26 protein-coding genes, 1 tRNA gene and 1 pseudogene are annotated in these 22,820 nt (G+C 62.4%); 13 read left to right on the top strand and 15 right to left on the bottom strand.

The window, feature by feature from the left end; translation table 11 throughout:
* The first annotated feature begins 37 nt into the window (after positions 1-37).
* Together FR699_RS10320 and FR699_RS10315 are read left to right on the top strand one after the other, a co-directional pair.
* Entirely contained in the window at positions 38-1,480 is a 1,443-nt protein-coding gene (locus tag FR699_RS10320) for an NCS2 family permease (RefSeq protein ID WP_158855359.1), read from the top strand.
* Between the two features lie 103 nt (positions 1,481-1,583).
* Positions 1,584-1,838, top strand: coding sequence for a glutathione S-transferase N-terminal domain-containing protein (locus tag FR699_RS10315; RefSeq protein ID WP_158855358.1), 255 nt, complete (start codon positions 1,584-1,586; stop codon positions 1,836-1,838).
* A 45-nt stretch (positions 1,839-1,883) separates the two neighbouring features.
* Here FR699_RS10315 and FR699_RS10310 read toward each other — a convergent pair whose 3' ends face one another.
* The 3 genes from FR699_RS10310 to FR699_RS10300 form a co-directional block, all read right to left on the bottom strand.
* Entirely contained in the window at positions 1,884-2,219 is a 336-nt protein-coding gene (locus tag FR699_RS10310; protein ID WP_154552847.1) for a multidrug efflux SMR transporter, read from the bottom strand.
* 84 nt (positions 2,220-2,303) lie between these two features.
* Positions 2,304-3,680, bottom strand: a complete 1,377-nt coding sequence (locus FR699_RS10305; RefSeq protein ID WP_158855357.1) for a UDP-N-acetyl glucosamine 2-epimerase — start codon at positions 3,678-3,680, stop codon at positions 2,304-2,306.
* 65 nt (positions 3,681-3,745) lie between these two features.
* Positions 3,746-4,705 carry a transcriptional regulator gene (locus FR699_RS10300; protein ID WP_158855356.1) on the bottom strand — a complete coding sequence of 320 codons (960 nt, stop codon included), beginning with the start codon at positions 4,703-4,705 and terminating at the stop codon, positions 3,746-3,748.
* Between the two features lie 165 nt (positions 4,706-4,870).
* On the opposite strand from FR699_RS10300, the gene FR699_RS10295 reads away from it, so the two are divergent.
* Positions 4,871-6,139 carry a tRNA(Ile)(2)-agmatinylcytidine synthase gene (locus tag FR699_RS10295; protein WP_158855355.1) on the top strand — a complete coding sequence of 423 codons (1,269 nt, stop codon included), beginning with the start codon at positions 4,871-4,873 and terminating at the stop codon, positions 6,137-6,139.
* A 93-nt stretch (positions 6,140-6,232) separates the two neighbouring features.
* Entirely contained in the window at positions 6,233-7,219 is a 987-nt protein-coding gene (locus tag FR699_RS10290) for an ornithine cyclodeaminase family protein (protein ID WP_158855354.1), read from the top strand.
* A 37-nt stretch (positions 7,220-7,256) separates the two neighbouring features.
* On the opposite strand, the gene FR699_RS10285 is transcribed toward FR699_RS10290, so the two are convergent.
* Positions 7,257-7,463 (bottom strand): hypothetical protein, encoded by a 207-nt coding sequence (locus FR699_RS10285; RefSeq protein ID WP_154552852.1) that lies wholly within the window; start codon positions 7,461-7,463, stop codon positions 7,257-7,259.
* 77 nt (positions 7,464-7,540) lie between these two features.
* A pseudogene (locus FR699_RS10280) lies at positions 7,541-8,416 on the bottom strand (glycoside hydrolase family 3 C-terminal domain-containing protein); the annotation flags it as partial.
* Here FR699_RS10280 and FR699_RS10275 point away from each other — a divergent pair.
* On the top strand, positions 8,400-8,831 hold the full coding sequence (locus FR699_RS10275) for a class I SAM-dependent methyltransferase (protein WP_154552854.1): 432 nt from the start codon (positions 8,400-8,402) through the stop codon (positions 8,829-8,831). The pseudogene FR699_RS10280 and the gene FR699_RS10275 sit on opposite strands and share 17 nt — an antisense overlap.
* Here FR699_RS10275 and leuS read toward each other — a convergent pair whose 3' ends face one another.
* Positions 8,832-11,507 (bottom strand): leucine--tRNA ligase, encoded by a 2,676-nt coding sequence (gene leuS / locus FR699_RS10270; RefSeq protein ID WP_158855353.1) that lies wholly within the window; start codon positions 11,505-11,507, stop codon positions 8,832-8,834.
* A 144-nt stretch (positions 11,508-11,651) separates the two neighbouring features.
* Here leuS and FR699_RS10265 point away from each other — a divergent pair, with 144 nt between their 5' ends.
* The 4 genes from FR699_RS10265 (at position 11,652) to FR699_RS10250 (ending at position 15,172) form a co-directional block, all read left to right on the top strand.
* Positions 11,652-12,023: a spore germination protein GerW family protein gene (locus tag FR699_RS10265; protein ID WP_158855352.1), complete on the top strand. Its 372-nt coding sequence runs from the start codon at positions 11,652-11,654 to the stop codon at positions 12,021-12,023.
* Between the two features lie 135 nt (positions 12,024-12,158).
* Positions 12,159-12,229 (top strand) — tRNA-His (locus FR699_RS10260).
* 535 nt (positions 12,230-12,764) lie between these two features.
* Positions 12,765-13,400: a DsbA family protein gene (locus tag FR699_RS10255; protein WP_154552856.1), complete on the top strand. Its 636-nt coding sequence runs from the start codon at positions 12,765-12,767 to the stop codon at positions 13,398-13,400.
* A gap of 467 nt (positions 13,401-13,867) precedes the next feature.
* Positions 13,868-15,172 carry a dicarboxylate/amino acid:cation symporter gene (locus FR699_RS10250; RefSeq protein WP_154552857.1) on the top strand — a complete coding sequence of 435 codons (1,305 nt, stop codon included), beginning with the start codon at positions 13,868-13,870 and terminating at the stop codon, positions 15,170-15,172.
* A 190-nt stretch (positions 15,173-15,362) separates the two neighbouring features.
* On the opposite strand, the gene FR699_RS13215 is transcribed toward FR699_RS10250, so the two are convergent.
* Positions 15,363-15,524 carry a hypothetical protein gene (locus FR699_RS13215; RefSeq protein WP_195837582.1) on the bottom strand — a complete coding sequence of 54 codons (162 nt, stop codon included), beginning with the start codon at positions 15,522-15,524 and terminating at the stop codon, positions 15,363-15,365.
* Between the two features lie 180 nt (positions 15,525-15,704).
* On the opposite strand from FR699_RS13215, the gene FR699_RS10245 reads away from it, so the two are divergent.
* Entirely contained in the window at positions 15,705-16,157 is a 453-nt protein-coding gene (locus FR699_RS10245) for a DUF5814 domain-containing protein (protein ID WP_154552858.1), read from the top strand.
* Positions 16,158-16,164: 7 nt separating this feature from the next.
* Here the strand turns inward: FR699_RS10245 and FR699_RS10240 are convergent, their stop codons facing one another.
* The 3 genes from FR699_RS10240 to FR699_RS10230 form a co-directional block, all read right to left on the bottom strand.
* Positions 16,165-16,596, bottom strand: a complete 432-nt coding sequence (locus FR699_RS10240; protein ID WP_158855351.1) for a CopG family transcriptional regulator — start codon at positions 16,594-16,596, stop codon at positions 16,165-16,167.
* 107 nt (positions 16,597-16,703) lie between these two features.
* Positions 16,704-17,315, bottom strand: a complete 612-nt coding sequence (locus tag FR699_RS10235) for an RPA family protein (RefSeq protein ID WP_154552860.1) — start codon at positions 17,313-17,315, stop codon at positions 16,704-16,706.
* A complete protein-coding gene (locus FR699_RS10230) occupies positions 17,315-18,250 on the bottom strand; it encodes a replication factor A (protein ID WP_154552861.1) in 936 nt (311 codons plus the stop codon). The genes FR699_RS10235 and FR699_RS10230 overlap by 1 nt, the downstream gene beginning before the upstream one ends.
* 137 nt (positions 18,251-18,387) lie before the next feature.
* Here FR699_RS10230 and FR699_RS10225 point away from each other — a divergent pair, with 137 nt between their 5' ends.
* Both FR699_RS10225 and FR699_RS10220 read left to right on the top strand, forming a co-directional pair.
* Positions 18,388-18,672, top strand: a complete 285-nt coding sequence (locus tag FR699_RS10225; RefSeq protein ID WP_158855350.1) for a hypothetical protein — start codon at positions 18,388-18,390, stop codon at positions 18,670-18,672.
* Positions 18,673-18,791: 119 nt separating this feature from the next.
* Positions 18,792-18,998 carry a hypothetical protein gene (locus FR699_RS10220; RefSeq protein WP_154552863.1) on the top strand — a complete coding sequence of 69 codons (207 nt, stop codon included), beginning with the start codon at positions 18,792-18,794 and terminating at the stop codon, positions 18,996-18,998.
* Between the two features lies 1 nt (position 18,999).
* On the opposite strand, the gene FR699_RS10215 is transcribed toward FR699_RS10220, so the two are convergent.
* Together FR699_RS10215 and FR699_RS10210 are read right to left on the bottom strand one after the other, a co-directional pair.
* Entirely contained in the window at positions 19,000-19,785 is a 786-nt protein-coding gene (locus tag FR699_RS10215) for an SDR family oxidoreductase (protein ID WP_154552864.1), read from the bottom strand.
* Positions 19,786-19,874: 89 nt separating this feature from the next.
* Positions 19,875-20,333, bottom strand: a complete 459-nt coding sequence (locus FR699_RS10210; RefSeq protein WP_154552865.1) for a TRAM domain-containing protein — start codon at positions 20,331-20,333, stop codon at positions 19,875-19,877.
* Between the two features lie 20 nt (positions 20,334-20,353).
* On the opposite strand from FR699_RS10210, the gene FR699_RS10205 reads away from it, so the two are divergent.
* Entirely contained in the window at positions 20,354-20,575 is a 222-nt protein-coding gene (locus tag FR699_RS10205; protein WP_158855349.1) for a hypothetical protein, read from the top strand.
* Positions 20,576-20,725: 150 nt separating this feature from the next.
* On the opposite strand, the gene FR699_RS10200 is transcribed toward FR699_RS10205, so the two are convergent.
* From FR699_RS10200 to FR699_RS10190, 3 genes are all read right to left on the bottom strand, one after another.
* Complete coding sequence (locus FR699_RS10200; RefSeq protein WP_233263394.1) at positions 20,726-21,277, bottom strand: hypothetical protein; 552 nt, start codon at positions 21,275-21,277, stop codon at positions 20,726-20,728.
* A gap of 190 nt (positions 21,278-21,467) precedes the next feature.
* Positions 21,468-22,004, bottom strand: coding sequence for a hypothetical protein (locus tag FR699_RS10195; protein WP_158855347.1), 537 nt, complete (start codon positions 22,002-22,004; stop codon positions 21,468-21,470).
* A 184-nt stretch (positions 22,005-22,188) separates the two neighbouring features.
* Positions 22,189-22,815, bottom strand: a complete 627-nt coding sequence (locus tag FR699_RS10190; protein WP_158855346.1) for a hypothetical protein — start codon at positions 22,813-22,815, stop codon at positions 22,189-22,191.
* Between the last annotated feature and the right edge of the window lie 5 nt (positions 22,816-22,820).

Here is a 22,820-nt window from a genome sequence, read left to right as displayed (position 1 = left end):
AGTCTCTCTGTGCAAGTTGGTCGATCGTGGTGGATACATGGCGCTAACCGACACGATCGCAGAGTACTTCGAGTTCGACGCCCACGACACGGATTTCAGTACCGAGGCCCTCGCCGGAGCGACGACGTTCCTGGCGATGGCCTACATCGTCGTGGTCAATCCGACGATCATCGGGCCGGCAATCATGACCGATCCGCCGGCGGGCTGGGGCCAAGAGCAGGTCCTGCAGGCACTGTCAGTCGTGACGATCCTCGCATCGGTCGTCGCGACCGCCGTCATGGCGCTGTATGCAAAGCGGCCGTTCGGGCTGGCACCGGGGATGGGACTCAACGCCTTTTTCGCGTTCACTGTCGTGCTCGGATTGGGCGTCCCCTGGCAGGTCGCGCTGGCTGCGGTCTTCGTCGAGGGGGTCGTCTTCATCGCGCTCACTGCTATCGGGGCACGCAAGTACGTAATCAAACTCTTTCCCGAACCAGTCAAACGCGCAGTCGGAGCCGGGATCGGTGTCTTCCTGCTATTTCTGGGCCTTCAGGAGATGGGCGTCGTCGTGGCCGACCAGGCAACCGTCGCGACGCTCGGGAACTTCATTGAGGACCCAGTAGCCGTCCTTGCGGTGGCTGGGCTTGCACTGACACTGTTCCTGTATGCCCGTGGGACGAACGGCTCGATCATCATCGGCATCGCGTCGACAGCCGTCTTCGGCTGGCTGCTGACACTGTTGGCGTCGGGCGGAGAGGATACGTTCGCGCCACCGGGCTACACCGAGTTGCAGAGTCAGGGGACGGTCGAATATCTACTGGACACCCAGTACAATTTCCTCCCGCTAGTCGAGGGGTTCATCGATGGGCTGGGACAGATTGCTGCGGATCCCGCCATCTTCGTACTCGTCGTGTTCACGTTCTTCGTCGTCGACTTCTTCGACACCGCCGGCACACTGATCGGCGTCTCCGGCATCGCCGGATTCCTCGACGAAGACGGCAATCTGCCCGAGATGGACAAGCCACTCATGGCAGATGCAGTTGGTACCACCGTGGGCTCGATGATGGGAACCTCGACGGTGACGACCTACATCGAATCCTCGACGGGAATCGAAGAGGGGGGCCGCACCGGGTTCACCGCGCTCGTCGTTGGGCTCCTGTTCGTCGTCTCGCTCGCTGTCGTCCCGCTGATCTCGCTGATCCCACAGTACGCGACGTACATCGCCCTCGTCGTCGTCGGGATCATCATGCTCCAGGGCGTGGCCGACATCGACTGGAACGACCCCGCCTGGGCGATTTCGAGTGGCCTTACCATCACCGTGATGCCGTTGACCACTTCGATCGCCAACGGGCTCGCAGCCGGGATCAGCAGCTACCCGCTGATCAAGACCGCGACCGGTGAGCGCGAAGACGTCAAACTCGGCCAGTGGGTTCTTGCGTTGCTCTTGGTCGTCTACTACGTGTTTTTCTTCCTGGTCGACGGGGAGTTCGTGGCGTTCTAAGCACACCGTCGTCTCTGTGGGAGACGGCGTGAACGGCACCGTCGGCAGGGACAGATTGAGACAACCGCCGGACTCTTTTGAGTCGGCGTCGTAGCTTTCGACGATGCCAAACCTCGAACTGTACGAACTGCAGGGCTGTCCGTACTGTGCGAAAGTCACGGAGAAACTCGACGAGCTCGGACTGGAGTACGAGTCACACAAGGTCCCATCCAGCAAGAGCGCCCGCGAGGAAGTGAAGGCAGTCAGCGGTCAGACGGGCGTCCCCGTCCTCGTCGACACCGACAACGGCATCGAGGGGATGCCCGAGAGCGACGATATCGTCGAGTATCTCGAAGAGACCTACGGCAACGGCGCGTAAGGGAGGGTTCGTCCGAGTCTTTCTGTAGAGAGGGTCGTGGTCGACTCAGTGGGCGGCCGCGTACGCATCGGAACGCGTCAGCAGCGCGACTCCGGCAACGACCAGTGCCAGCCCGGCAACGGCGGTCGCATCGAGTGATTCCCCGAAGTAGGCAACGCCGACCGTCGCGGTCCCGACGATACCGACGGCCGCCCAGATCGCGTAGACTTGGCCGATCGGGAGCGCTTCCAGCGCTATCGAGAGGAAATAAAACGAGGCGCTGTACCCAGCGACGACTGCGACGACCGGGAGCGGATTCGTGAAGCCGTCAGAGAGTTTCAGCGCGGTCGTACCCAGTATTTCCGAGGCGATCGCGACGGCGAGGGCAAAGAACGGTCGCATAGTCACTGGACTGCAGGCAGAGAACAAGTCAGTTTCCAACCCAGGTGGCGTTTCGAGGGCGGTCGTCGACGCGCTCGGTCCGTCTCAGAGGTACTCGAAGTCCTGGTCGCTCGTCGAAAAGCCGACGCGTTCGTGCGCCCAGTCGAAGGGGGCTGTGTCCCGTTTGTCTTCGAGATAGTCGACGATCGTCTCGCCGACGTCACCACCGTAGAGGTTCGGCCCGGTCGCGATCTCCTCGCGGACGGCGTCAGTCTCGGCGACGTACTCGATCATGTCCGTGACGTACTCGCCGTCGATCGGTGGGACCAGCAGGTTCGTTTGGGCGTCGAAGACCGTCTCGGGTCGGTCGGTGTTGAACCGCGCCGTCAGACAGGCCGCCTCGTCGATGTAGTTGAGTTCCTCCTGCATGCTTCCCGAGTCGGTGAACTCCGCGAAACACTGCCCGGAGGTGAGAAACTCATAGACGTGAGCGTGTTTCTTCCAGAGCCCGGTAAAGAGGAAGTTCTCCCGATTCTCGTCGAGTTCGAGCAGTTTCTCGCGGTAGCCGTACTCTTTGAGGGCCTGTTCGGTCGCGTGCAGTTCGACGAAGTTGACGTTGTAGCCAGCCTCGACCAGGCCGATGACGCCCTCGACGATCGCCTCGAAGCGATCGGGCAAGAGGTTCGCCCGGCGGTGGATGTCCACACGGAGCCAGTCGTCACGTTCCTCCAGAACGGGGTAGATGTCGAAGATACTCTCTTCGAGGTCGGCATCGGCTTTCATCTCGATGGCGTCGACGACGCTGTTGCCGACGACCGGGATCCGCTCTTGGCCGTCGACTTCAGCCGGATACCCTTCGTTTTCGAGGTGTTCGCGGTTGAGTTCGACGGGGGCGAACTGATAGATCGACCCAGCCGAGCCGACGAAGGTGTCGTACTGCTCGGGGAACGGTTCGGCACGGTTGATCGACCACTCGCCGTTCCACTGGCGTTCGATGAATGCGGCGATATCGTCGTAATCGTCGTAGTCGGGGGACATCCCGCGGAGGCCAGCCTCGTTGTGGGCGACGGCCTGATTGGTGGCAAAGAGCCACGCCTGGGGGACGATGCCGGCAGCGTGGGTGTCGCCGTGGACGATCGGTAAGACCGTCGTCTCGGGCCATTGCTCGGCCAGCCGGTCGGTGAGAGCGTCGATGCGGCGATGGACCTGGGCAGTCTTCTCCGAGAGACTCCCACGGATGCCCAGATCGACGGCAACGCGGTCCTCGATGCCGTACTCGGCGAGACCGTGGCCAAGCACATCGTCGTAGTGCTGGCCGGTGTGGAGGACAAAACAGGGCATCCCGTGTTCGCGGGCGGCCGTGACGACAGGGGCCTGTTTGTAGAAATCAGGTTTGGTAGCTGTCACGACGGCGAGGACGAACTCGCCGCTGTCCATCTGGCGGGCGAGACGGTCGTCGTAGACCGTCATCTCCGTTGTCATAGGATGCTCTGGGAGAAGCAGTGAGTAGTGCGTTCCGGTTTCGACCGGTAGCCGCACTGGCCCGGTCAGGCCGGTTCTTCGCCGCGCTCACGGATCAGATCGCGGAGTTCGTCGGCGTCTTCGATGTCTTCGAGTTCGGCCTCTTCGAGGAGAGCCGTCCCGTCGACGGCCTCTCGGGTCGCCCGGTCGACGACGTAGACCGCGCGTGTCTCGGTCACGCGACCGACCGAGGACATGATCCGGGCACGTTTTTCGGCCGTTTCGGTCAGCTCCGAATGACCAGTCAGCACCCGGTCGCGCCGGCGGTCGTTCTCACTGACCGTCTTGAACGGCGCGCGCGTGGTCGGGTGCACGTCGAACCCGACCCGGGTCAGGACCGTCATGACGAGTTCGTCTTCGCTTTCGACCTCGGGTTCGTCGGGCATCGGCTCCGTGTCGCGAACGTCCTCGGCCCCCTCCAAGACCGCCACCGGCGAGGTCAGCGGCTCGTCGAAGAGATCTTCGAGTTCGGCTGCGACCTCGACGGACGCGTCCATGCCGTCCTCGTACTTCGAGACGGTCCGTCGGGAGACGCCGAGTTCGTTGGCGAGTTTTCCGAGGCTCATCTCTTCGTCTCTGCGTGCGTCGGCCAAGACGTCACTGTCGATGTTGACGTACAGGCCACCGGGTGCGGCATAGATCAGCGGTGGGACTTCCTCGACGAACAGGTCCATCGCCGTATCCGGGCTCAACACGGGCACGCCGTGCCGGAAATACACCACGCCTGGCTTGAGTTCCTCGTCGCGTGTCCGGAGACCGATCACCATCGGCGTCGCTTCGAGGTACTCGCCGAGGCGTCGCATCTCCGCACCCGTCTGGGCGTCGAAGGCGTCGATGTTCCCCAATATCTTCACCAGAACGGTGTCTCTCCCACGGCGGGCCGCGATGTCGAAGCTCTTCGGTCGGATCGCACACCGGTCGCTGACGAGGAAGCCCGCGTCCTCGAGCATGGCTGTGACGTTACTGACCAGTGCCGATCGTGACATAGGTATCGCTACCTAAAGGTATGGAGATCGTTCTATAAATGCGTTGTGCCGTCCGATATACCGCCTTCTGTCGATTCGGCTAACCCGGGCGAACTGTTGTTTCAAATATGTATCGGTTCGATTCCTGTCGAAACCCGTTAGTCGCCCGCCCGGATAGGACCCGCTGTGACGGTCATCGGGATCGACGACACGGACTCCCGACAGCGCGGGATGTGCACGACGTATCTCGCCGCACGGGTCGCCGATCGGCTGGCCAGTGACTGGCCTGTCAAGCGGCGCCTCCTCGTGCGTCTCAACCCGGCCGTCGAGCACAAAACCCGCGGGAACGCCGCGCTGGCGATTCACACGTCGGCCCCACCTGCCGCCGCGCTGGAGGCCGTCGAAACCGACCTCGATCTCGTGGCGAGTGCCGATCCGCGGACGAATCCCGGCGTCGTCGTCACACCGGACGATCCGGACGCGGTCCCCGAAAGGGTCGTCGAATTTTCTCGCGGGGCCGTCCGAAGCCATCACACGATAGCGGACGCTCGCGAACAGATCGGCGACTACGGGTACGAGACTCGCGAGGGTGGCAACGGGCGTGGCCTGATCGGCGCCCTCGCTGCCGTCGGTGCCTGGCAGGCCCACGATGAGTGGACCGACGAGTGTATCTCCTACCGCGAACCGGCCCGTCGCGGCGCGCCCCGAGACGTCGACGCCGAGTCGGTCTTTGGGGCCGCCGACCGGGCCTATCCCGACGCCTGGGACACCGTCGATCGCGTCGAGGGCGACCTCGTTTGTGTCCCCCACACCCCCGGGCCGATCCTCCATGGCATCCGTGGTGACGATCGCGCTGTCGTCGAGGACGTCGCCGAGTCGATCGAGAGCGAGCCAGTCGAACGCCGCTCGCTGTTCGTGACGAATCAGGGAACCGACGCCCACCTGCAAGCAGGGAGCCTCGGGACGGTAACAGACGGGCGCGCCTATCGCGTGACGGGCACCGTCGAGACGGCCCCGGAAACGCGGGAAGGCGGGCACGTCTTTCTCGAAGTAGCGGGCGATGACAGCAGTGAGCGACTCCAGTGTGCGGCCTTCGAGCCGACCAAGCGCTTCCGGGACCGGGTTCGGAACCTCCGGGTTGGCGATCGGATCACAGCCTGTGGAGAAGTCGCCGACGGAACGCTCAAACTGGAGAAATTCGCCGTCCGAGACCTCGCAAAGACCGAATTGGTCACCCCCACCTGCCCGAGTTGTGGCCGATCGATGGAGAGTGCCGGCCGCGACCAGGGGTATCGCTGCCGGGATTGTACGACGAGCAGGGACGGCAAAACGGAGCGTCGCCTCGATCGGGACCTCGAAGTCGGCTGGTACGAGGTCCCACCGGTCGCTCGCCGCCACATCGCGAAACCGCTGGTCCGGGGCGGGTTCGACGCGCCGACCCATCCCGAGCGCTGAGAGCCCAGTGACGAGACTGCGTGGGCCACCTGTAGCCGATCTACGGCGACAACCGGACCACTGCTTAAGTACGCAGGCTAGTCATACTTACCCATGGAGACGGTCCTGCTCGGCCCCGAAGCAGTGAAGAGTGTAATCGAGATCGGCGACGTGGTCGACGCCGTCGAGGCGGCCTTCGTCGCCGAGGCCCGCGGGAACGCCCAGATGCCCGCCAAATCCTACGTCGACTTACCCCAGTATGGCGGGGACTTCCGATCGATGCCGGCCTATCTGGATACGGGCGAGTTCGAGGGGGCGGCCGTCAAGTGGGTCAACGTCCACCCCGACAACCCCGCCGACCACGACCTGCCGACGGTCATGGGGACGATCGTCTACACCGACCCCGAGACCGGATTCCCGCTGGCGATCCTGGACGGGACGACGATCACGCGCTTGCGGACCGGCGCAGCAGCGGCCGTCGCCACGAAGTACCTCGCTCGCGAGGACGCGTCGTCGCTCGGCCTCGTCGGTGCGGGACAACAGGCATACACGCAACTCGCGGCCATCGCGACAGTCAGAGACATCGAGACCGTGATCGTCGCCGACACCGATCGCGCTGCCGTCGAGGCGTTTCTGGATCGGTTTGGGGATCGCTTCGACGTGCGCGAGGGGACGATCGACGAAGCGGCCGCCTGCGACGTGGTGTCGACGATCACGCCCGTCAGGGACCCGATCGTCATGGCAGTCGGCGAGCGGACCCACGTCAACGCCATGGGGGCCGACGCAGCCGGAAAACACGAGATCGCCGACGCCGTCCTCGAAGACGCCCGGCTCGTCATCGACGATTACGAGCAGTGTGTTCACTCCGGGGAACTCAACGTCCCCTACAGCGAGGGCGTCCTGACCGACGACGACATTGGGGCCGAACTCGGGGCCGTCGTCGCCGGGGAAGTTCCCGGCCGGACGGAAGCCACCGGCGTGACCGTCTTCGACTCGACCGGGCTTGCAATCCAGGACGTCGCAGCGAGCCACGTGGCCTACGAGAGTGCACAGGCCGCGGGGCTCGGCGAGGACTATCGGTTGGTCGACACCACGTCCTGACTGCTCGCCCAACAGTCCGAACAGGTTTGCGGTCGTCTCAACTCCCCCGGAGTGCACCGAGCCCCTTCGAAACGAGCCATCCCGCGACGACGAACGGCAACAGCGGGAGCAAAATGACGAAAATTGGGGCAGCGACCATGTAGCCGAAGAAATTCATCTGAGTATCGGGACTGTCCGTCGAGAGAGGCGTCACCGTCCGGAGCGTCTCGACGACAGACTCGGAGTCCCCATTGGACGTGCTCATGGTGGTTCGTACTCGGAGAGAGGGTATAAAACACGCGCCGCCGGCAGTCCGTCGCCGAGTCCAGGCCCAACAGTCCACTATCGCTCGGTCGTCAGTTCGATCCGGGCGTCCCGCGAGGAGCGAGCGACTTCGATCACGTACTCGCCGGAATCGACCGTCCAGCCCGCCCCCTCGTCGTCCCGGGCGAATGCGCGGTCGTCGAGGTCGATCGTGACGGTCGTTCGCTCTCCAGCGTCCAGATCGATGGCCGCGAAGCCACCGAGTTCCCGTTCGGGGCGGTCGACGCCCGCGACAGTCGGCGGGCGAACGTAGGCCTGGACGAGTTCGGTGCCCGCTCGCTCGGCGACGTTCTCGACGGTGACTGTGAGCGTGTCGCCCGCGAGCGTCGCCTCGACGTACTCGAAGTCCGCATAGGAGTGGCCGTCGCCAAAGGGGAACGTCGGCTCGGCGTCGGCGGCGTCGAAGTGGCGGTAGCCGACGAAGACGCCCTCCTCGTAGTGGGCCTTCCCGTCGACGCCCGGGAACCGCTGTTCGTCGGCGGTCGGGTACGTTCCCTCGGATGCAAAGGTGACCGGGAGTCGGCCGGCGGGATCCCGGTCGCCGTACAGGACCGCAGCGATGGCCTCGCCGTGGGCCTGGCCGGGGTACCAGTTCTCGACGATGGCCGCCACCGCATCGCGCCAGGGCGTCTCAACCGGCCCGCTCGTGTTGAGCACGACGACCGTCCGGTCGTTGGCCTCGGCGACGGCCTCGATCAGTTCGTCCTGGCGATCGGGCAGTGCGAGTGACTCCCGATCGAGGGCTTCGGTCGCGACGTCGCGGGCGAAGACGACGGCGACGTCGGCCTCGGCCGCCGCGTCCGCCGCGCTCTCGATATCTACGTCGCCCGCGGGTTCAGCAGACTCGAAATTGCCGGTGAGACTGTCGACCAGCGAGATGCCCTCGACGCGTGGGGACCTCGGCGACGCACTCACGTTTGCGGACGACGACGACTTCGACGGTATCGTTAGCTCCCTCGCACTCGGCTACGTCGAACGGTGGAAAACCCCACTCTCGGAGTTTGCACGGCTCCTCGAATCCGGTGGCTTTCTCGTCTTCTCCGTGATGCATCCGCTGGACACCTTCCAGGCGGACGAGTCATCGACGTACTACGCGGTCGAAGAACAGACCCACGAGTGGGCCGTGGACGTTCCGTACGACAGACGGCCGTTCGAAGCGATCATCGACCCACTGTTGGAGGCCGGATTTCGGCTGGATGCAGTCTGCGAACCACAGCCGACCGCAGCCTTCGAAGAACGGCGGCCGGAGCGCTACGAAACCGAATCCAACGAACCAGTGTTCCTCTGCGTGAAGGCCACCCGTCTGTGATTATTCAGCGATGTCGATCGCCGGCCGACCGGGTTCGGCCGCCCCGGCGAGGTCGTCGGGCGCATCTTCGGCAGCCAGCACCGTCACGCTAGCCTCGAATTCGCGTTCGATCAGCCAGGCGGCCCGTTCGAGTGCCGCCTGCTCGCGCTCGGGGGAGAGGAACGTTTCGACGTGGCCGCGAGCCGCCAGGTCCTTCGCGAAGTCCGCTGCAGCCTCGCCGTGTTGCTGGAGGCCCTCGTTTTGCATGACCGCCGGCACCACGTTGTCGGCCTCGCGAGCGATGTCCGCCACGTCGTGTTTCCACGCGGGCGCGACGGCGAGGGTGATCGCCGCGGGATCCTCGATTCCGACCGTCTCGACGATATCTCGAACGTCCTCGCGAGTGCCCTCGATGAGGCGGCCTTCGAGGTCGTAGCCTTCGGGCGCTTGGGCATCCGGCCAGTCGGCTTCGGCGAGCAGCCCATCGTTGCCGAGTTCGGCCCAGATCTCCTCGCCGACGTGCGGGGCGACCGGCGCGAGCAACTTCGTCGCCGTGATCAGTCCGTCCTCGAAGGTCTCGGGATCGACGGCCGTGACCTCCCGGTAGCGCCGGAGCAGCGAGACGAGTTCCCGGACCGCCTGTAGAGCGTGGTTGAACCGGAAGTCTTCGTATTCGTCCGTGGCGCTTGCGGCCGTCGCCTCGATCTCGCGGGCGACGTACGCGGCGATATCGCCGTCGCCTGTGGTGGTCGTCTCGACAGCCCCGCTCGAATACGCACTGGCGAGTTCGTAGAGGCTCTGCAGGAAGTCATGGGCCGAGCGAACGCCCTCCCCGCTCCAGGCGAACTCCTTCTCGGGCTGGGCGGCCTCCATGATGAACAGCCGAGCCGTGTCGGCCCCGTACTCGTCGATGATCCGCTGGGGGGAGACACCATTGTCGCGGCTTTTGGACATCTTGAGGCCGTCTTCGCCCAGCACCATCCCCTGGTTGGTCAGGTTCTCGAACGGTTCGCGGACGCCATCGAGCAGGTCGATATCGTCGAGGACCTTCGTGAAAAAGCGGGCGTACAGCAAGTGCATCACGGCGTGTTCGATCCCGCCGACGTACTGATCGACGGGCATCCACTCTGTGGCACGCTCGGTGTCGAAGGGGGCATCCTCCAAGCCCGGCGAAACGTATCGCAGGAAGTACCACGACGACCCGATGAAGGTGTCCATCGTGTCGGTCTCCCGGACGGCATCTCCTCCACAGTCGGGACACGCGACGTGCTTCCAGTCCTCTGTGGCGTCGAGTGGGTTGCCGGTCGTGTGGACGAACTCCGGGAGTTCGACCGGGAGGTCCTCTTCTGGGACAGGTACCGCGCCACAGTCATCACACCACACCATCGGGATCGGCGTGCCCCAGTAGCGCTGCCGGGAGATGCCCCAGTCTCGCAGGTTGTACTCGGTTCGGTGCTCGCCGTCGAACTCGGCGACGAACCGGTCGCGGGCCTCCTCACTTTCCAGTCCATCGAACTCGCCGCTGTTTATCAGCACGCCGTCCTCGGTGTAGGCCGCTTCCTGAACGTCGATAGCCTCGGGATCAGCCTCGGCAGCCTCGACTGGTTCGACGACCTGCTGGATCGGGATGTCGTGGGCCGTCGCGAACTCGTGGTCGCGGTCGTCGTGGCCGGGGACGGCGTAGAGCGCACCCGTCCCGACGTCCGTCAGCACGTAGTCGGCGACGTAGACCGGAATCTCCGCGCCCGTGGCGGGGTTGATCGCGTACTCGCCGGTGAACACGCCCGAGGTGACGTCGAGGTCGTCTTCCTCGGCCTGCTCGGCCATCTCGATGTACTCGGCAACCTCGTCGTTGTATTCGGCGATTTCCTGGGCGACGGGGTGACCAGGCGCCAACGAGAAGTAAGTTGCGCCGTAGATCGTGTCGAGTCGCGTCGTGAAGATATCCACCGCGCCGTAGCCGTCGATTTCGAAGGCGACGCTCGCGCCCTCCTGTTTGCCGATCCAGTTGCGCTGCATCTCCCGGACGTTGTTCGGCCAGCCCTCGAGGCCATCCAGATCCGCCAGGAGTTCCTCGGCGTAGTCCGTGATCGTCAGGAACCACTGATCCATCTCACGGTGTTCGATCGGTGTGTCACACCGCCAGCACAGCTCTGCCTCGCCTTCGACCTGTTCGTCTGCGAGGACGGTCTCACAGGACGGACACCAGTTCAGCTCGGCGGCCTGGCGTTCGACCAACCCTTCCTGCTGGAAGCGCTGGAACAACCACTGATTCCAGCGGTAGTAGTCGGGATCGCAGGTGGCCAGTTCCCGGTCCCAATCGTAGCCAAAGCCCATGCGTGTGAGTTGTTCACGCATCGAGTCCATGCAATCGAGGGTCCAATCTCGCGGATTGGTGTCTCGTTGCTCGGCGGCGTTCTCTGCGGGCAGGCCAAACGAGTCCCACCCCATCGGATGGAGGACATCTTCGCCGCGCATCCGCTCGAAGCGGGCGAAGGCGTCGGTAATCGTGTAATTCCGGACGTGCCCCATGTGGAGATTCCCCGACGTGTAGGGGAACATCGCCAGGACGTACGCCGGGTCCTCGGCGTCGTCGGGGATGCGGAACACGTCCGCCTCGTCCCACGCTTCCTGCCAGGCGGGTTCGATCTGAGTGTGGTCGAACCCACGTTCTCGCTGGTCGTGCTCTGCTGGCATCGTTGGCCCACTCTGGGGGGGCGACACTGCTATACCTTACTCTTCGAGAGCCAACACGGCAAGATCGAATCGCCGAAAGGGAGCGAACGCAACCCCGCCCCACACGAACGGTTATCTTACCGGCGGGCGACAGTACGCGTAGCCATGGAGGTCCCGGATGCGATGACCACGGCCGTCGAGAAGATCACCGAAAGGGCGAGCGTCGAGCGCGTCTACGGCGACCCGATCGACCGCGACGGCCGGACTGTCGTCCCCGTCGCCAGAGTCGCCTACGGGTTTGGCGGTGGCGTCGGCGAGGGATCGGCCACGAGCACCGAAACGGAGGGCGAAAGCGAGCCTGCCGGAAGCGGGTCTGGGGCTGGCGGTGGCGGCGGCGGGATGGCGAAACCGGTCGGTGCGCTCGAAATCACGGAGGATGGCACACGGTTCGTCCGGGTCAGTGACCGCCGACAGCTGGCCGGCGCTCTCACAGTGGGTCTCCTGGTCGGCTGGCTGGCCCGGCGCTTGCTGCAGTGACGAGTGACTACTCCGGTGAGTAATGAGAGGGGCAGGCGGGACTGAGACAGGGAACGAACCTTCTCGCAATCTAAGTACCGGTGGATCACAAGTCGTAACGTATTTTACTCGAACTCGGCTACGTTCACGTGCGTGTCCGGGCTAGGGTAGTGGTATCCTTTGGCCCTGTGGCGGCCAAGACGTGGGTTCAATTCCCGCGCCCGGACCTTTTTGAGACACAGACGTGACGAGCCACCGGTCTATGGGCGAAATTGAACCCTGGAAGGAACGCGCAGTGAGCGGGGCAAACGAGCATTTCTTCCTTCGGTTCAGATTCCCGCGTCCGGACTTTCTGTCTGGGGACGAACCTGAGCAACCGAACATCCCAAAAGGGAATTGAATCAGGGAGTAGAGCGAACAGAGTGAGCGAAACGACCGTGGTTCAGATTCCCGCGCCCGGACGACGCTCCCCCATGGGAGTCCCAGAGCCGTCGTGCTATCAGCGGTGGCGGGGCGGCCGAGTCCAGCAGCACCCGGAAACACACGGGGTCACGGCGACTTCGACGAGACACTGATCGAGCCCAGAGCACACGCCGAACAGGCCGCCGGACAAACGACCACGACCGGTATACCCGATCGAGTCGGGTGCAGCGATACTGACAGTGCTGTACAGGCCCACATACCGAGACAAACTGACAACAGTCCCAACCACGATTCCGGCCACTGGAAGCCTTATCCAGTTGGCGGGCGTGTTGAGACACGATGGAAGGACGCGACGATCAAATCACGGTGTATTCGGATTACGTGTGTCCGTTTTGCTACTTGGGTCGACAGTCATTAGAGGCGTATCAGGAGACACGCGATACGGCCCTCGAAATCGACTGGCAGCCGTTCGATCTCCGGCGTCACAAGCGCGGTCCCGACGGTGAGATCGATCACTCGATCGACGATGGCAAAGACGAGGACTATTTCGAGCAGGCCCGACAGAACGTCGCCCGATTGAAAGCGGAGTACGGCGCAGACGAGATGCTCGAGTTCGAGGAGCTCCCCGAAGATTTGGATTCACTCGACGCCCAGGTTGCCTCGTTCTACGTGAAGACAGAATATCCCGAGCAGTGGCTCGCTTTCGACGAAGCGATCTTCGAAGCGCTCTGGATCGATGGGAAAGATATCGGTGACGGTGACGTACTGGCTGACATTGCAGCGGAGACGGGAATCGACGGAGACGAGATTCGAACAGCAGTCGCCGACGAACACCTTCGCGACCGGCTGCGGAAACGATTCACCGAAGCCCAGCAAGCCGGTGTGAGAGGAGTCCCGACGTTCGTCTACGACGAGCAGGGGGCTCGGGGTGCAGTCCCGCCCGAACAACTCGAACGACTCGTCGAAGGAACGTAACTCACGCTCTCCCCGTTTAAAGCGGCCAGACGTGACCCTACAGGACTGGCCGTCGAGACATGAGCTTGCTCAGGTGCCGGCGAGAACGTTGGAGCGTGGGTTTCTGGTCGAAAGCATGGACGGATGCGAGTGGCTGGCGCACATCGACTACAGCGTGGTCTGAGAGACGACAGCCCGGGGTCCACCCCAAGACCGTCGAACGAAGCAGCCGTCGTCACGAACACTGACAGCCAAAAAGCCTGCAAAAGTTGCCAGTAACTATAGCTCGCTGTGATCCCATCTGGTTAAAATAAGGCAGATATATAGAGTATACACCCATGAGTATCCAGGAAACCTGCGATAAGTTACAATATACATCCGATATATCGAAATAGGGCTAGCTTTGCCCAAACGAAAGTCGATCAGAGATGGCCCCAGATACTGGCGGGGCGGACGGCGCTTTGGGAGTCCAGCGGGTGCTGTAGAACATGGTAACTGTCGGGAGTCGCTTGTGGAGTCAATATCGGTCGGTTCCACTCATCTGGCGTATCTTCGTCGCCTTCGTGGTGGGATCGGCCGCTGGCATTGCATTCGGCGAACGGATGGCCGTCGTACAGCCGGTAGGCGAGCTCTTTCTTCGGCTGCTCAATATGTTGGTCATCCCGATTATCGTCTTCACACTCCTCACCGGGATTCGACAACTCTCGCCGGCGAAACTCGGGAAGATCGGTGGAGCGACAGTCGCCCTCTACGCCGTGACGACAACGTTTGCGGGAGTCATCGGTCTCGTCGTTGCGAACGTACTCCAACCTGGGAAAGGAGTCGAGTTTGTCAGTGGCGAGGCCCAATCACAGGCACCACCGTCGTTGATGGAGGTAATTCTCGGTATCGTCCCGAACAATCCCGTCGCGGCACTTGCCGAAGGGAACTTGCTCGCGACGGTGTTTTTCGTCATCGTCTTTGGCATCGCGCTGACCTACGTCCGCTCACAACAAGCACAGTTCGCAGACGCTGTTGATTCGGTGTTCGAAGCGTTCGAAGTCGGTGCCGAGGCGATGTTCGTGATCGTTCGAGGCGTCCTCGAATTCGGTGTCCTCGGCATCTTCGCGTTGATGGCGTCCGGCATCGGGACCGAGGGCATCGGCGTGTTCACCTCGCTTGGTGAACTCGTGTTGGCGATCGCGATCGCGATCGTCGTACACATCGTCTTTACCTACCTGATCGTTCTCATGGGTGTAGTTGTCGACGTGTCCCCGATTGCGTTCCTCAGCGGGGCAAAAGATGCGATGGTGACGGCGTTCGCGACACGTTCGTCGACCGGAACGCTCCCGGTCACGATGCGCAACGCCGAAGAGGATCTTCGCATCGGCGAGCGCATCTATTCGTTCACGCTCCCGGTCGGGGCGACGGCGAACATGGACGGCGCTGCGATCCGGCAGGCGATCACGGTCATGTTCGCCGCGAACGCCGTTGGACAGCCACTCGCGGTGCCCGAGCAAGTGTTCGTGTTGCTCGTTGCTGTCCTCATCAGTATTGGAACCGCAGGCGTCCCAGGGGCTGGGATCGTCATGCTCACGGTGATTCTCACGCAGGTCGGGCTCCCACTCGAGGTCGTTGGGTTCGTCGCCGGCGTCGATCCCATCCTCGGACGGATTGCGACCATGAACAACGTCACCGGTGACCTCGCTGTGTCGACGGTCGTCGGAAAGTGGAACGACGCACTCGATCTCGACGAAGGCGTGTGGGCAACGGACCTGAGGGGCGGTACCAGCGGGCTTGCAGGCGACGATTAGGGAGGTCGATTGCAGTAGTGACGGTTGCCCGAAGACAGCAGCGTCGGGACGGGTACTGGCCCACACCGGGCAGGAGCCTCTGGAAGCCACTCCCGGTATCGCGCTCTCGATCGGGTCCAAAAGTGCTGCTCGGAAGTGCCCGCCGACCGTGCTCAGGCTGTCTCGATGCTGGCCACCGACAAGCGCACGGTTACTGGTCTTGGCCGACGAGCATCTCTAAGGCCGTGGTGAGGTGGTACTCGACGTTTTCGTCGTCTGTGGCACCCAGCGCGTGCTGAAGGTGATCCGTGACGGTGACTGCCGTCTGCTTGCCAGCCGGTGTCTTCTCGTGCTCGTGTTCGGTCTCGCTCATACACATGCTACGCGAACGATACCTAAAGACGTTTGATCTAGGTGCCCTAAAGACGTTTGATCTAGGTGCTTCGAGCTTTATCTACGCCGACCGAACAGTGCCCGCCAAGCGGGATGGAAAAACGGGACGTCACCAGCGTCCGGGACGCTTTTGCCCGCCCATCACGTCGATTGAGCTACCGTGGCGATCACCGACAAAGTGTACGTCAAGAACCACCGCCAGCTGGTCTCCCAGCTGGAACAGTCGTTTCCCAAGAGTGCCTTCGCCGGTGCGACCCTGGACGTGCTCTTTCGCGGGGAGAATCTGGCGAATCTGGACGACGCAACCCAGGATCGAGTCATGGACTTCGCCGAGGATTTCATGGACTGTGACTGTGAGTCGGCACCGCACTGTGGCCACCCGCAGGAGAAGTTCGCCCACTATCTGCTCGAACTGCGTGCCAACGGGCTCGGCCCCGACGCCATCGTCGACGTGATGGGCGACGATTACATGCTGTATGCCTATCCCGGCGATGTGCTCTCCTTTCTCGACAATTCGGTCCGGACGCTAGAAGCGATCGAATCACTGGCAGACGTCGACGGCGAAGGAGACGTCGCGCGAGAGGCACAGCACAGACGCGAACAGTTGCTGTAGGGACGGTCTAGGGCTCTTCGAACTCGCCGATCCGATAGGCCGACTCGCTGTCTTCCTCGTCGCTAGCATCTAACTCTTCGAGCATGATGACCTCTTCCTCGTCGCCATCGAGTTCGTCTCGGAGATTCGTCACGTAGCGTTTGTACTCCTCTAACTGTTCCCGGAGGTGGTCGGCTTCGAGTTCGAGGCGCTCGTGTTCGCGAATGAAGGCCTTTGGCACCTCGACTTTCGGTGGGAACGAATCGTCGTCGCTCTCCTCGCCGCCGTTGAGTTCGTGCTCGGGGACGACCTCGATTTGCCCGTTGTGGTCGACGAGCTTGTCGACGTAATCACGGAAGACCGCCGACAACGAGAGATCACGCTCCTCGGCGATCTCCCTGAGGGTCTCGAATTTCTCTTCGCTGACCCGAAAAGAGATCGTCTTGTTTTTGTTGCCCATTGTTGTTGGACGGTCCCTCGCGCACCTACTTAATGATTTGTCAGACGATTGCCGGCGGCAGTACCTGGCCTCGTGCGTTGTGAGCCGACGCGACCCAACGACAACTGTTAGGTCTCTGTCTCGGTCTCCTCGTCGAGACTTTCGAGGGCATCGACGACGAGTCGGCGATAGTTCTCGATGGCCGGTTCGTACTCTTCGTGGGCCATGCGAACGTACTCGTCGGGCGCGAACTCTTCTTGGGAAGGGTCGGCCTCGCGATACTGGGTGACGCGTTCGAGGGTCCGCTCGGCCGTCTCGACGACCCACCGGTCGCGGGTTCCCTCGTCGACCGGCGTGATCGACTCGGGGCGAACGGAGACGTTTACCTCGCCGTCGTCGGTCTCGTAGGTGCGGGGTTTGCCCACGATGGCGACGTAGGCGGGCGCCTCCAGTTCCCGCAACATTGAGGCCGCGTCGGGCTGGTACTGCCCGGCGTAGACGAAGAACGTGTCGCCGTTGGGATCGACGACCCGCCCCTGCCAGTATTCACTATCCTCGCCGACGTCCTCGGTCTCGGTGAGCGTGCCGACGATGAACACACGATTGGCACGCTCGCCGGTCGGGAGGAGGACGTACACCGGCGCGCGGTCGTCGTCACTCTCCTTGAACGTGTAGGTTGCGTCGTTGAACTCGCCGGCAAAGACACGCTGGGCAACCTCTCGGGTCGGTGTTGCAGCCATTATATCGACCTCGCTTTGATGAGGGCCGCTTCAGGATCGACGGCATCGTCGAGTTGCGCTACGTCGTCGGCCAGCAAGTACCGACCGAAGGTCGGCCCCTGGACGCGATAGTAGCGCCCGAGAATCTTCTCGCGCATCTCGTCGGCGACGACACTCGTGTCCAGTGCATCCATCGCCATGTCTTTGGCCTCCGCTAAGGTGATCCCGGTCAGATTCTCGGTGGCTTCCTGATCGAAAATGACCTCGGTAACGTCGTCGCCATCGTCCAGGACGCCCTTGATCCGCAGGTCGAACTCGCCTTCGACTTCACCGTGTTCTGAACAGCGGCCGTTCTGGAGGACGCGCGTACAGTCGTCGTCCGGACAGCGCTTGATCAGCCCACTGCCACTCTGGACGTCGACCAAGGCCCCCTCGACTTCCAGGGAATCGTCGCCGACCTCGATGTCCTCGTCGGCCTCCTCGATGACGGTCGTCCGGTTGAGCTTCACCGAGAATCGACCCTGGTACTCGTCGGTGACGACGTTCCGGAGGTGGTACGTCTTGCCCTCGTCGAGTTCGGGCAGATCTGACTTCGACCACTTGGTGAACTTGATCGTCCCCGTCCCGTCACCAAGCAGACCGACCTGGGCGACAGCGTCGCTCCGTGGGTCCCAGAGCTCGACGACTTTCGCAGTCATGTCCACCCACTCTTCAGGTGCGTCGACGTCGGCGGCCTGGACAGTTTCGTTGCCCCCATCGCCGCTGCGAATGTCCTCGCGCTCCAGGTCAGCCTCGTCGAGATAGGAGTTGGTGACACTCCGGCGGGCCTCACTGATCGGAACCTGGTACTCCTCGACCAGCGTCTCGAGGCGTTCCTCGATGTCGTCGATCGAAACGTCGAGCTGGTCGGCAAACTGCTCGTGTATCTCTTCCGCGTGGGTATGCAAATCCGTCATAGCTGTGCTGTCTCCGCGTGTTTTCGGTGGGAGACACCCGAAGCTTGGTCGCCCTCCTATTTAAAATCGCGGCGAGCGGACCGAAAGTGAAATCCGGGGCGCGAAGATTGATAGCTGGCCAGTCCAGATGGAGACGTATGGCCGAGGACGATCACCTCACCAACCTGGTTCGATCGACGCTTCGATCGGCTGGCCGCCAGCTGGCCGAAGCCAGGCAGGCCTACGACGATGCCAAGCGGTCGGCCCAGGAGGATCTGCCCGTAGACGAGCAGGGCCAGGCACGGATCGTCTGTCGGCGACACGCCGAGCGACGGACCGTTCGGCTCGATGAGGAGGGCCGACCCCACTGTTTGGACGCCGACCATCCCGACTGCCAGGGCTGTATCGAAGACATCGCGGACGGCACCGTCGAAACGTGGTAAGGGAGCGCCCCAGGTACAGCGCGCAGTATCACGCCAAACGGAAATGGAGTGACGCGGGTAGCTGTAGCGGTGGGCAGGCACCCGGAAGTTCCTTTAGTCATCCCGGAGAACGCTACCGTATGCGCGGGTACCTCTGGTTTTGGGGCTTTGCCCTGTCAGTGATGGTCTCTCTGGGCGCGATCGTCGTGTTGGTCGTCGATTTCTTCTATCCGAACCCGCCGTGGGGCGAGATGCCGCCAGTCGGGTACGTCGGTGCGATGGGCGTCTCGGTGATTGCCGTCGGCGTCATGATCGCTCTCTCGATGACGCGCCCGGATGGCCGGTAGGTCACTCCCTGATCGACCCGCCATCGACGGGAACGGCCGTGCCCGTCACGAAACTCGCCCGGGGGCTAGATACGAACGCGACGACATCGCCAAGCTCCCGTGGCTCACCGATACGTTCCATCGGGACGTCCTGAGCCCAGTCCGCGTAGCCCGCCTCGTAACTGTCGTACTCCCCACGATCGACCGCATCGTCGATCAGTTCCTCGATCCGGGCCGTCTCGTGTGCGCCTGGCAAGACGGCATTGACCCGCACGTCAGGGGCGAACTCCCGCGCCTGGGTCTGCATCAGGCCGATGACAGCACGTCGGACCGCATTCGAGAGCACGAGGTCGTCGATGACTTCCCTGACCGACCGGGACGTGATGTTGACGATCGTTCCCGCCGCACTTTCCTGGAGGTATGGATACGCTGCGCGGGTCAGGCGGACGACGCTCATAACGAGGAGTTCGTAGGCATCGTGCCACGCTTCGACCGGGGTGTCCATGAACGAGCCGCTGGGCGGGCCACCGGCGCTGGTCACCACGTGATCTAAGCCGCCGAACGTCTCGACTGTTTCCTCGACCAAGGCTGTCGCGTGATCGGGCTCGGTGATATCGGCCTCGATGGCGTGAACGTCGCCCGGTCCCGCCGCTTGGAGTCGCTCGCGGGCCGTTTCCAGTCGGGATTCGGTCCGGCCACAGACGACGACGTTCGTGCCTTCGGCGGCGAGGGATTGGGCACTGGCGAGACCCAGGCCGCTGGTGGCTGCGGTACAGAGCGCAACGTTGCCCGATAGCTCGAGATCCATGTTCGGAAATCGAACGGCGTCTCAAAAAGGGCCACGGGGAGTGGCTTGTGGCGAGATATCTGACGACATATGGCGGCCGAGGCGGGTACTTAGCTGCCCCAGAAGTTATCACGGCTGCCGAGTTCGGGCCGATCCGGGCCGTCACGATCGTCGTCTGGCTCCTCGTCGACGGGCTCGTCGGTGTCCGCTGGGTCCGCTTGCGGTTGTTCGTCGTCCATCGGCAGGCGTTCGAGTTCCTCTGCACGGGCGTGATTGGAGTGGACGGTCGTCACCTTGACACGGGCCTTTGCTTCCGGCAGGACGCCATCGATCAGCAGGATGAATCCGTCCTCAGTGCGGCCGACGCCGGCCCCGCTCTCGTGAATGTCTTCGACGGTCACCACGACTTCCTCGCCCGGCTTGACTGGCTGTGACTGCAGATCCGAGATCGGCTGGTTGTAGTGGTTGCACCACTCGGCGCCCCCACGGTCGCCATAGTGGGTACACCCCATCCCCTCGATCCGCTCGGTAAATTCGGGGCAATCGTCGGCGAGTGGACAGTCCGGCATGCTGATTCGAGGTTATCTGTGTGTCGGCAAAACGTTTGCGTCTATCCGTCCACTCACTCGAACGCTCCGCGTCAGCTCTTCTGAAAGCAGTGTTGTTCGACGCCTTCGCCCGCGCCGTCAGCGTCAATCACCAGCGTGTTCTCGGTCTCGGCCGATTCGAAGCCATCGATCGGACGTTGACTGATCGATTTGGCAACTTGGGAACCATCTATGGCAACAGCAATCGGAACGGAACGATGTGACCGCTGTCTTAGACTCCTTCATCGAATGCCCGGATCGTAGACCGGCGTCTGATCGGCACCAGATTCATCGCCGTCACTGCCATCAACGGCATCGCCGCTTCGGAGGCTCCAGGACCCTTCAGAACAGCTCCCAGTGGGTCGTTTCGAACCCTACGTCTCGCCAATGCCATCGCCGTGGATGTCGAGTTTCCCGACCCCCTGCACCAGATACTCCTCCGGTGGTTCCTCGCCCATGTGCAGGTATAGATCTCGTATCTGTGCCATCACGTGTTCCACCACCAACTCGTGGAAGTCCTCTTCGTAGGTGAACCCCTCCTCGAACTCTAAGGCTGGGATGGCACACACGATCTGTTCGTCCTCGGGATAATCGGGGAACGTTCCGTAATCGTTTGCTTCTCGCTCGTTGAGTACCTCCCGAACGAATACCGGTGCGACGTCCAGTATCTCACTTCCCTGGAAGCGGAACACCTTCAGCACCACCACACCCTCCAGGTTGATCGACGGCTTCTCAATGAATGCTGCTGGATCGGCCAACGCCTCGTAGAAGTCTCTGAATTGCTCGTGGAATCGGTCCAACGGGTAATTGATCAATGCTTCGAGTCCCGCATCGAGGTGTTCCGGATCCCACATCGGATCCAGGATATCTGCATCCGGAAACTCCTGCTGGGCTTCGTAGCGGGCGCGCTCCTCGACCTGGCACATGATCCGCTGCTCCTCGTCTGTCCGGTCGTCTGGTTCCTTTGGATATGTCCCTTCATCCCGAGAATGTTTCTCTATAGAACCATCCCATTCGATATTTACAATATGACGAATGTCACACTCGTCAATTACCTCAACGCCAATTGCTTTTTCATCGTGCCCCAATATGTCGGTTTTCATTGTTGTCTACAAATTATGAGAAACGGTTGTCAGAGTGGTCAACACCATCCCCTCCGCCCGACTCGCCTTCGCCCGAACCGCCAGTGCCGTAGTACTCGCTCACCGTATCTCGTGTGTACTCACTTACCGCCGACGCGCTATCTGTCACTGCTGTCTTCGCTTCTTTGAACGTCCCCAACGCTCCCTCATCGATACTTCGCGCTGCCATGTACCCGCCAATCCCGCCCGCAGCCGCCTGCGCTCCCGTCGCTAACGCCATCCCTGCCACGCCTGCTGCACCAAGCCCAGAGCCAGCGATCGCTGTGCCGACTGCCACTGAGACGCCTTGTTTCGCTATCTCCTTTGTCATCCCCTTTGCCGTGCTATCATCACTCAGCTTCGACTCGATCATCTCGTCGCGCGCTTCTAACTGCTCGGCCAGTTGCTCGTCGCCACCGGCCATCTCCATGTAGGCCTCCTTCTCCATTACCACGCTCTCGTCGCTCTCGGCTTCGGACGCCTCGTCCTCGGCATCCACCTCGCTTTCGAGTCTGTCGAGGCGACCCTCCACGTCTCCACTACGCTCCTCGCTCGATGGCTCTTCGTACTCCTCACGTCCGGGCTCGGTGTACCCTCGCGTTCGCTCTGGCCTTCGGCCAGCCCGCCCTCACCGTACTGATCCAGCGATGACTGTTCTAAGTCCGGCGTCGTGTGAATCGACCGCCCAACGCCACCACTCACCACGCTCGTCGTCACTAGTCGTAGTATTCCTCGTCTTCCGTCGTCAGTGGCTTGCCCCAGATGTCCGTTTCCTTGCAGTACTCCGGTGGTTCCTCACCCACGTGCCGATAGACGTCTCTAAGTTGGGCCAACAGATGCTCGATGATGAATATCTGGAACCCGTCCGGGAATTCGTAGGCACCCTCGTCGAATTCCAGCGGCGGGAGTGTGATCTGAAACTTCGTCAGATGGGGTTCGCCCACTAGTTCCTCGTATCGCGACTCCCGTGCCGTGTAGTGAGCCTCCCCCGACTCGTCTCGATACTGGATGACTGGCGTCGGCACGTATGCCACCTCGTCCGCATCGTTGATCAAAAACGGCTGGTGCAGGATCTCTGCCGATCCCTCTGTCACTTCCGGTACCGAGGCCGGATCCGTTAGCATCCGGTAGCAGTCCTCGAACTTCTCGGCGAAGTCATCGACGTGGAGCGTCTCTAAAGCCAGCATCGCCCGGTCCAGTTCTGCCGGAATCCACCCTGCCGGCAGGATTTCTGCATCCGGAAACTCCTGTTGGGCCGCGAGTTTCGCCCGCTCTTTTACCTGCGTCATCAGCTTCTGCTCTTCGAACGTTCGGTCGGCTGGTTCGTGGGGGTACTCGTTCACTTCGT

The organism is Halorhabdus sp. CUG00001 (assembly GCF_009797925.1).
Taxonomy (GTDB): domain Archaea; phylum Halobacteriota; class Halobacteria; order Halobacteriales; family Haloarculaceae; genus Halorhabdus.
The sequence above is the reverse complement of the archived record's forward strand: the minus strand, read 5'-3'. Positions and strand labels throughout refer to the sequence as shown.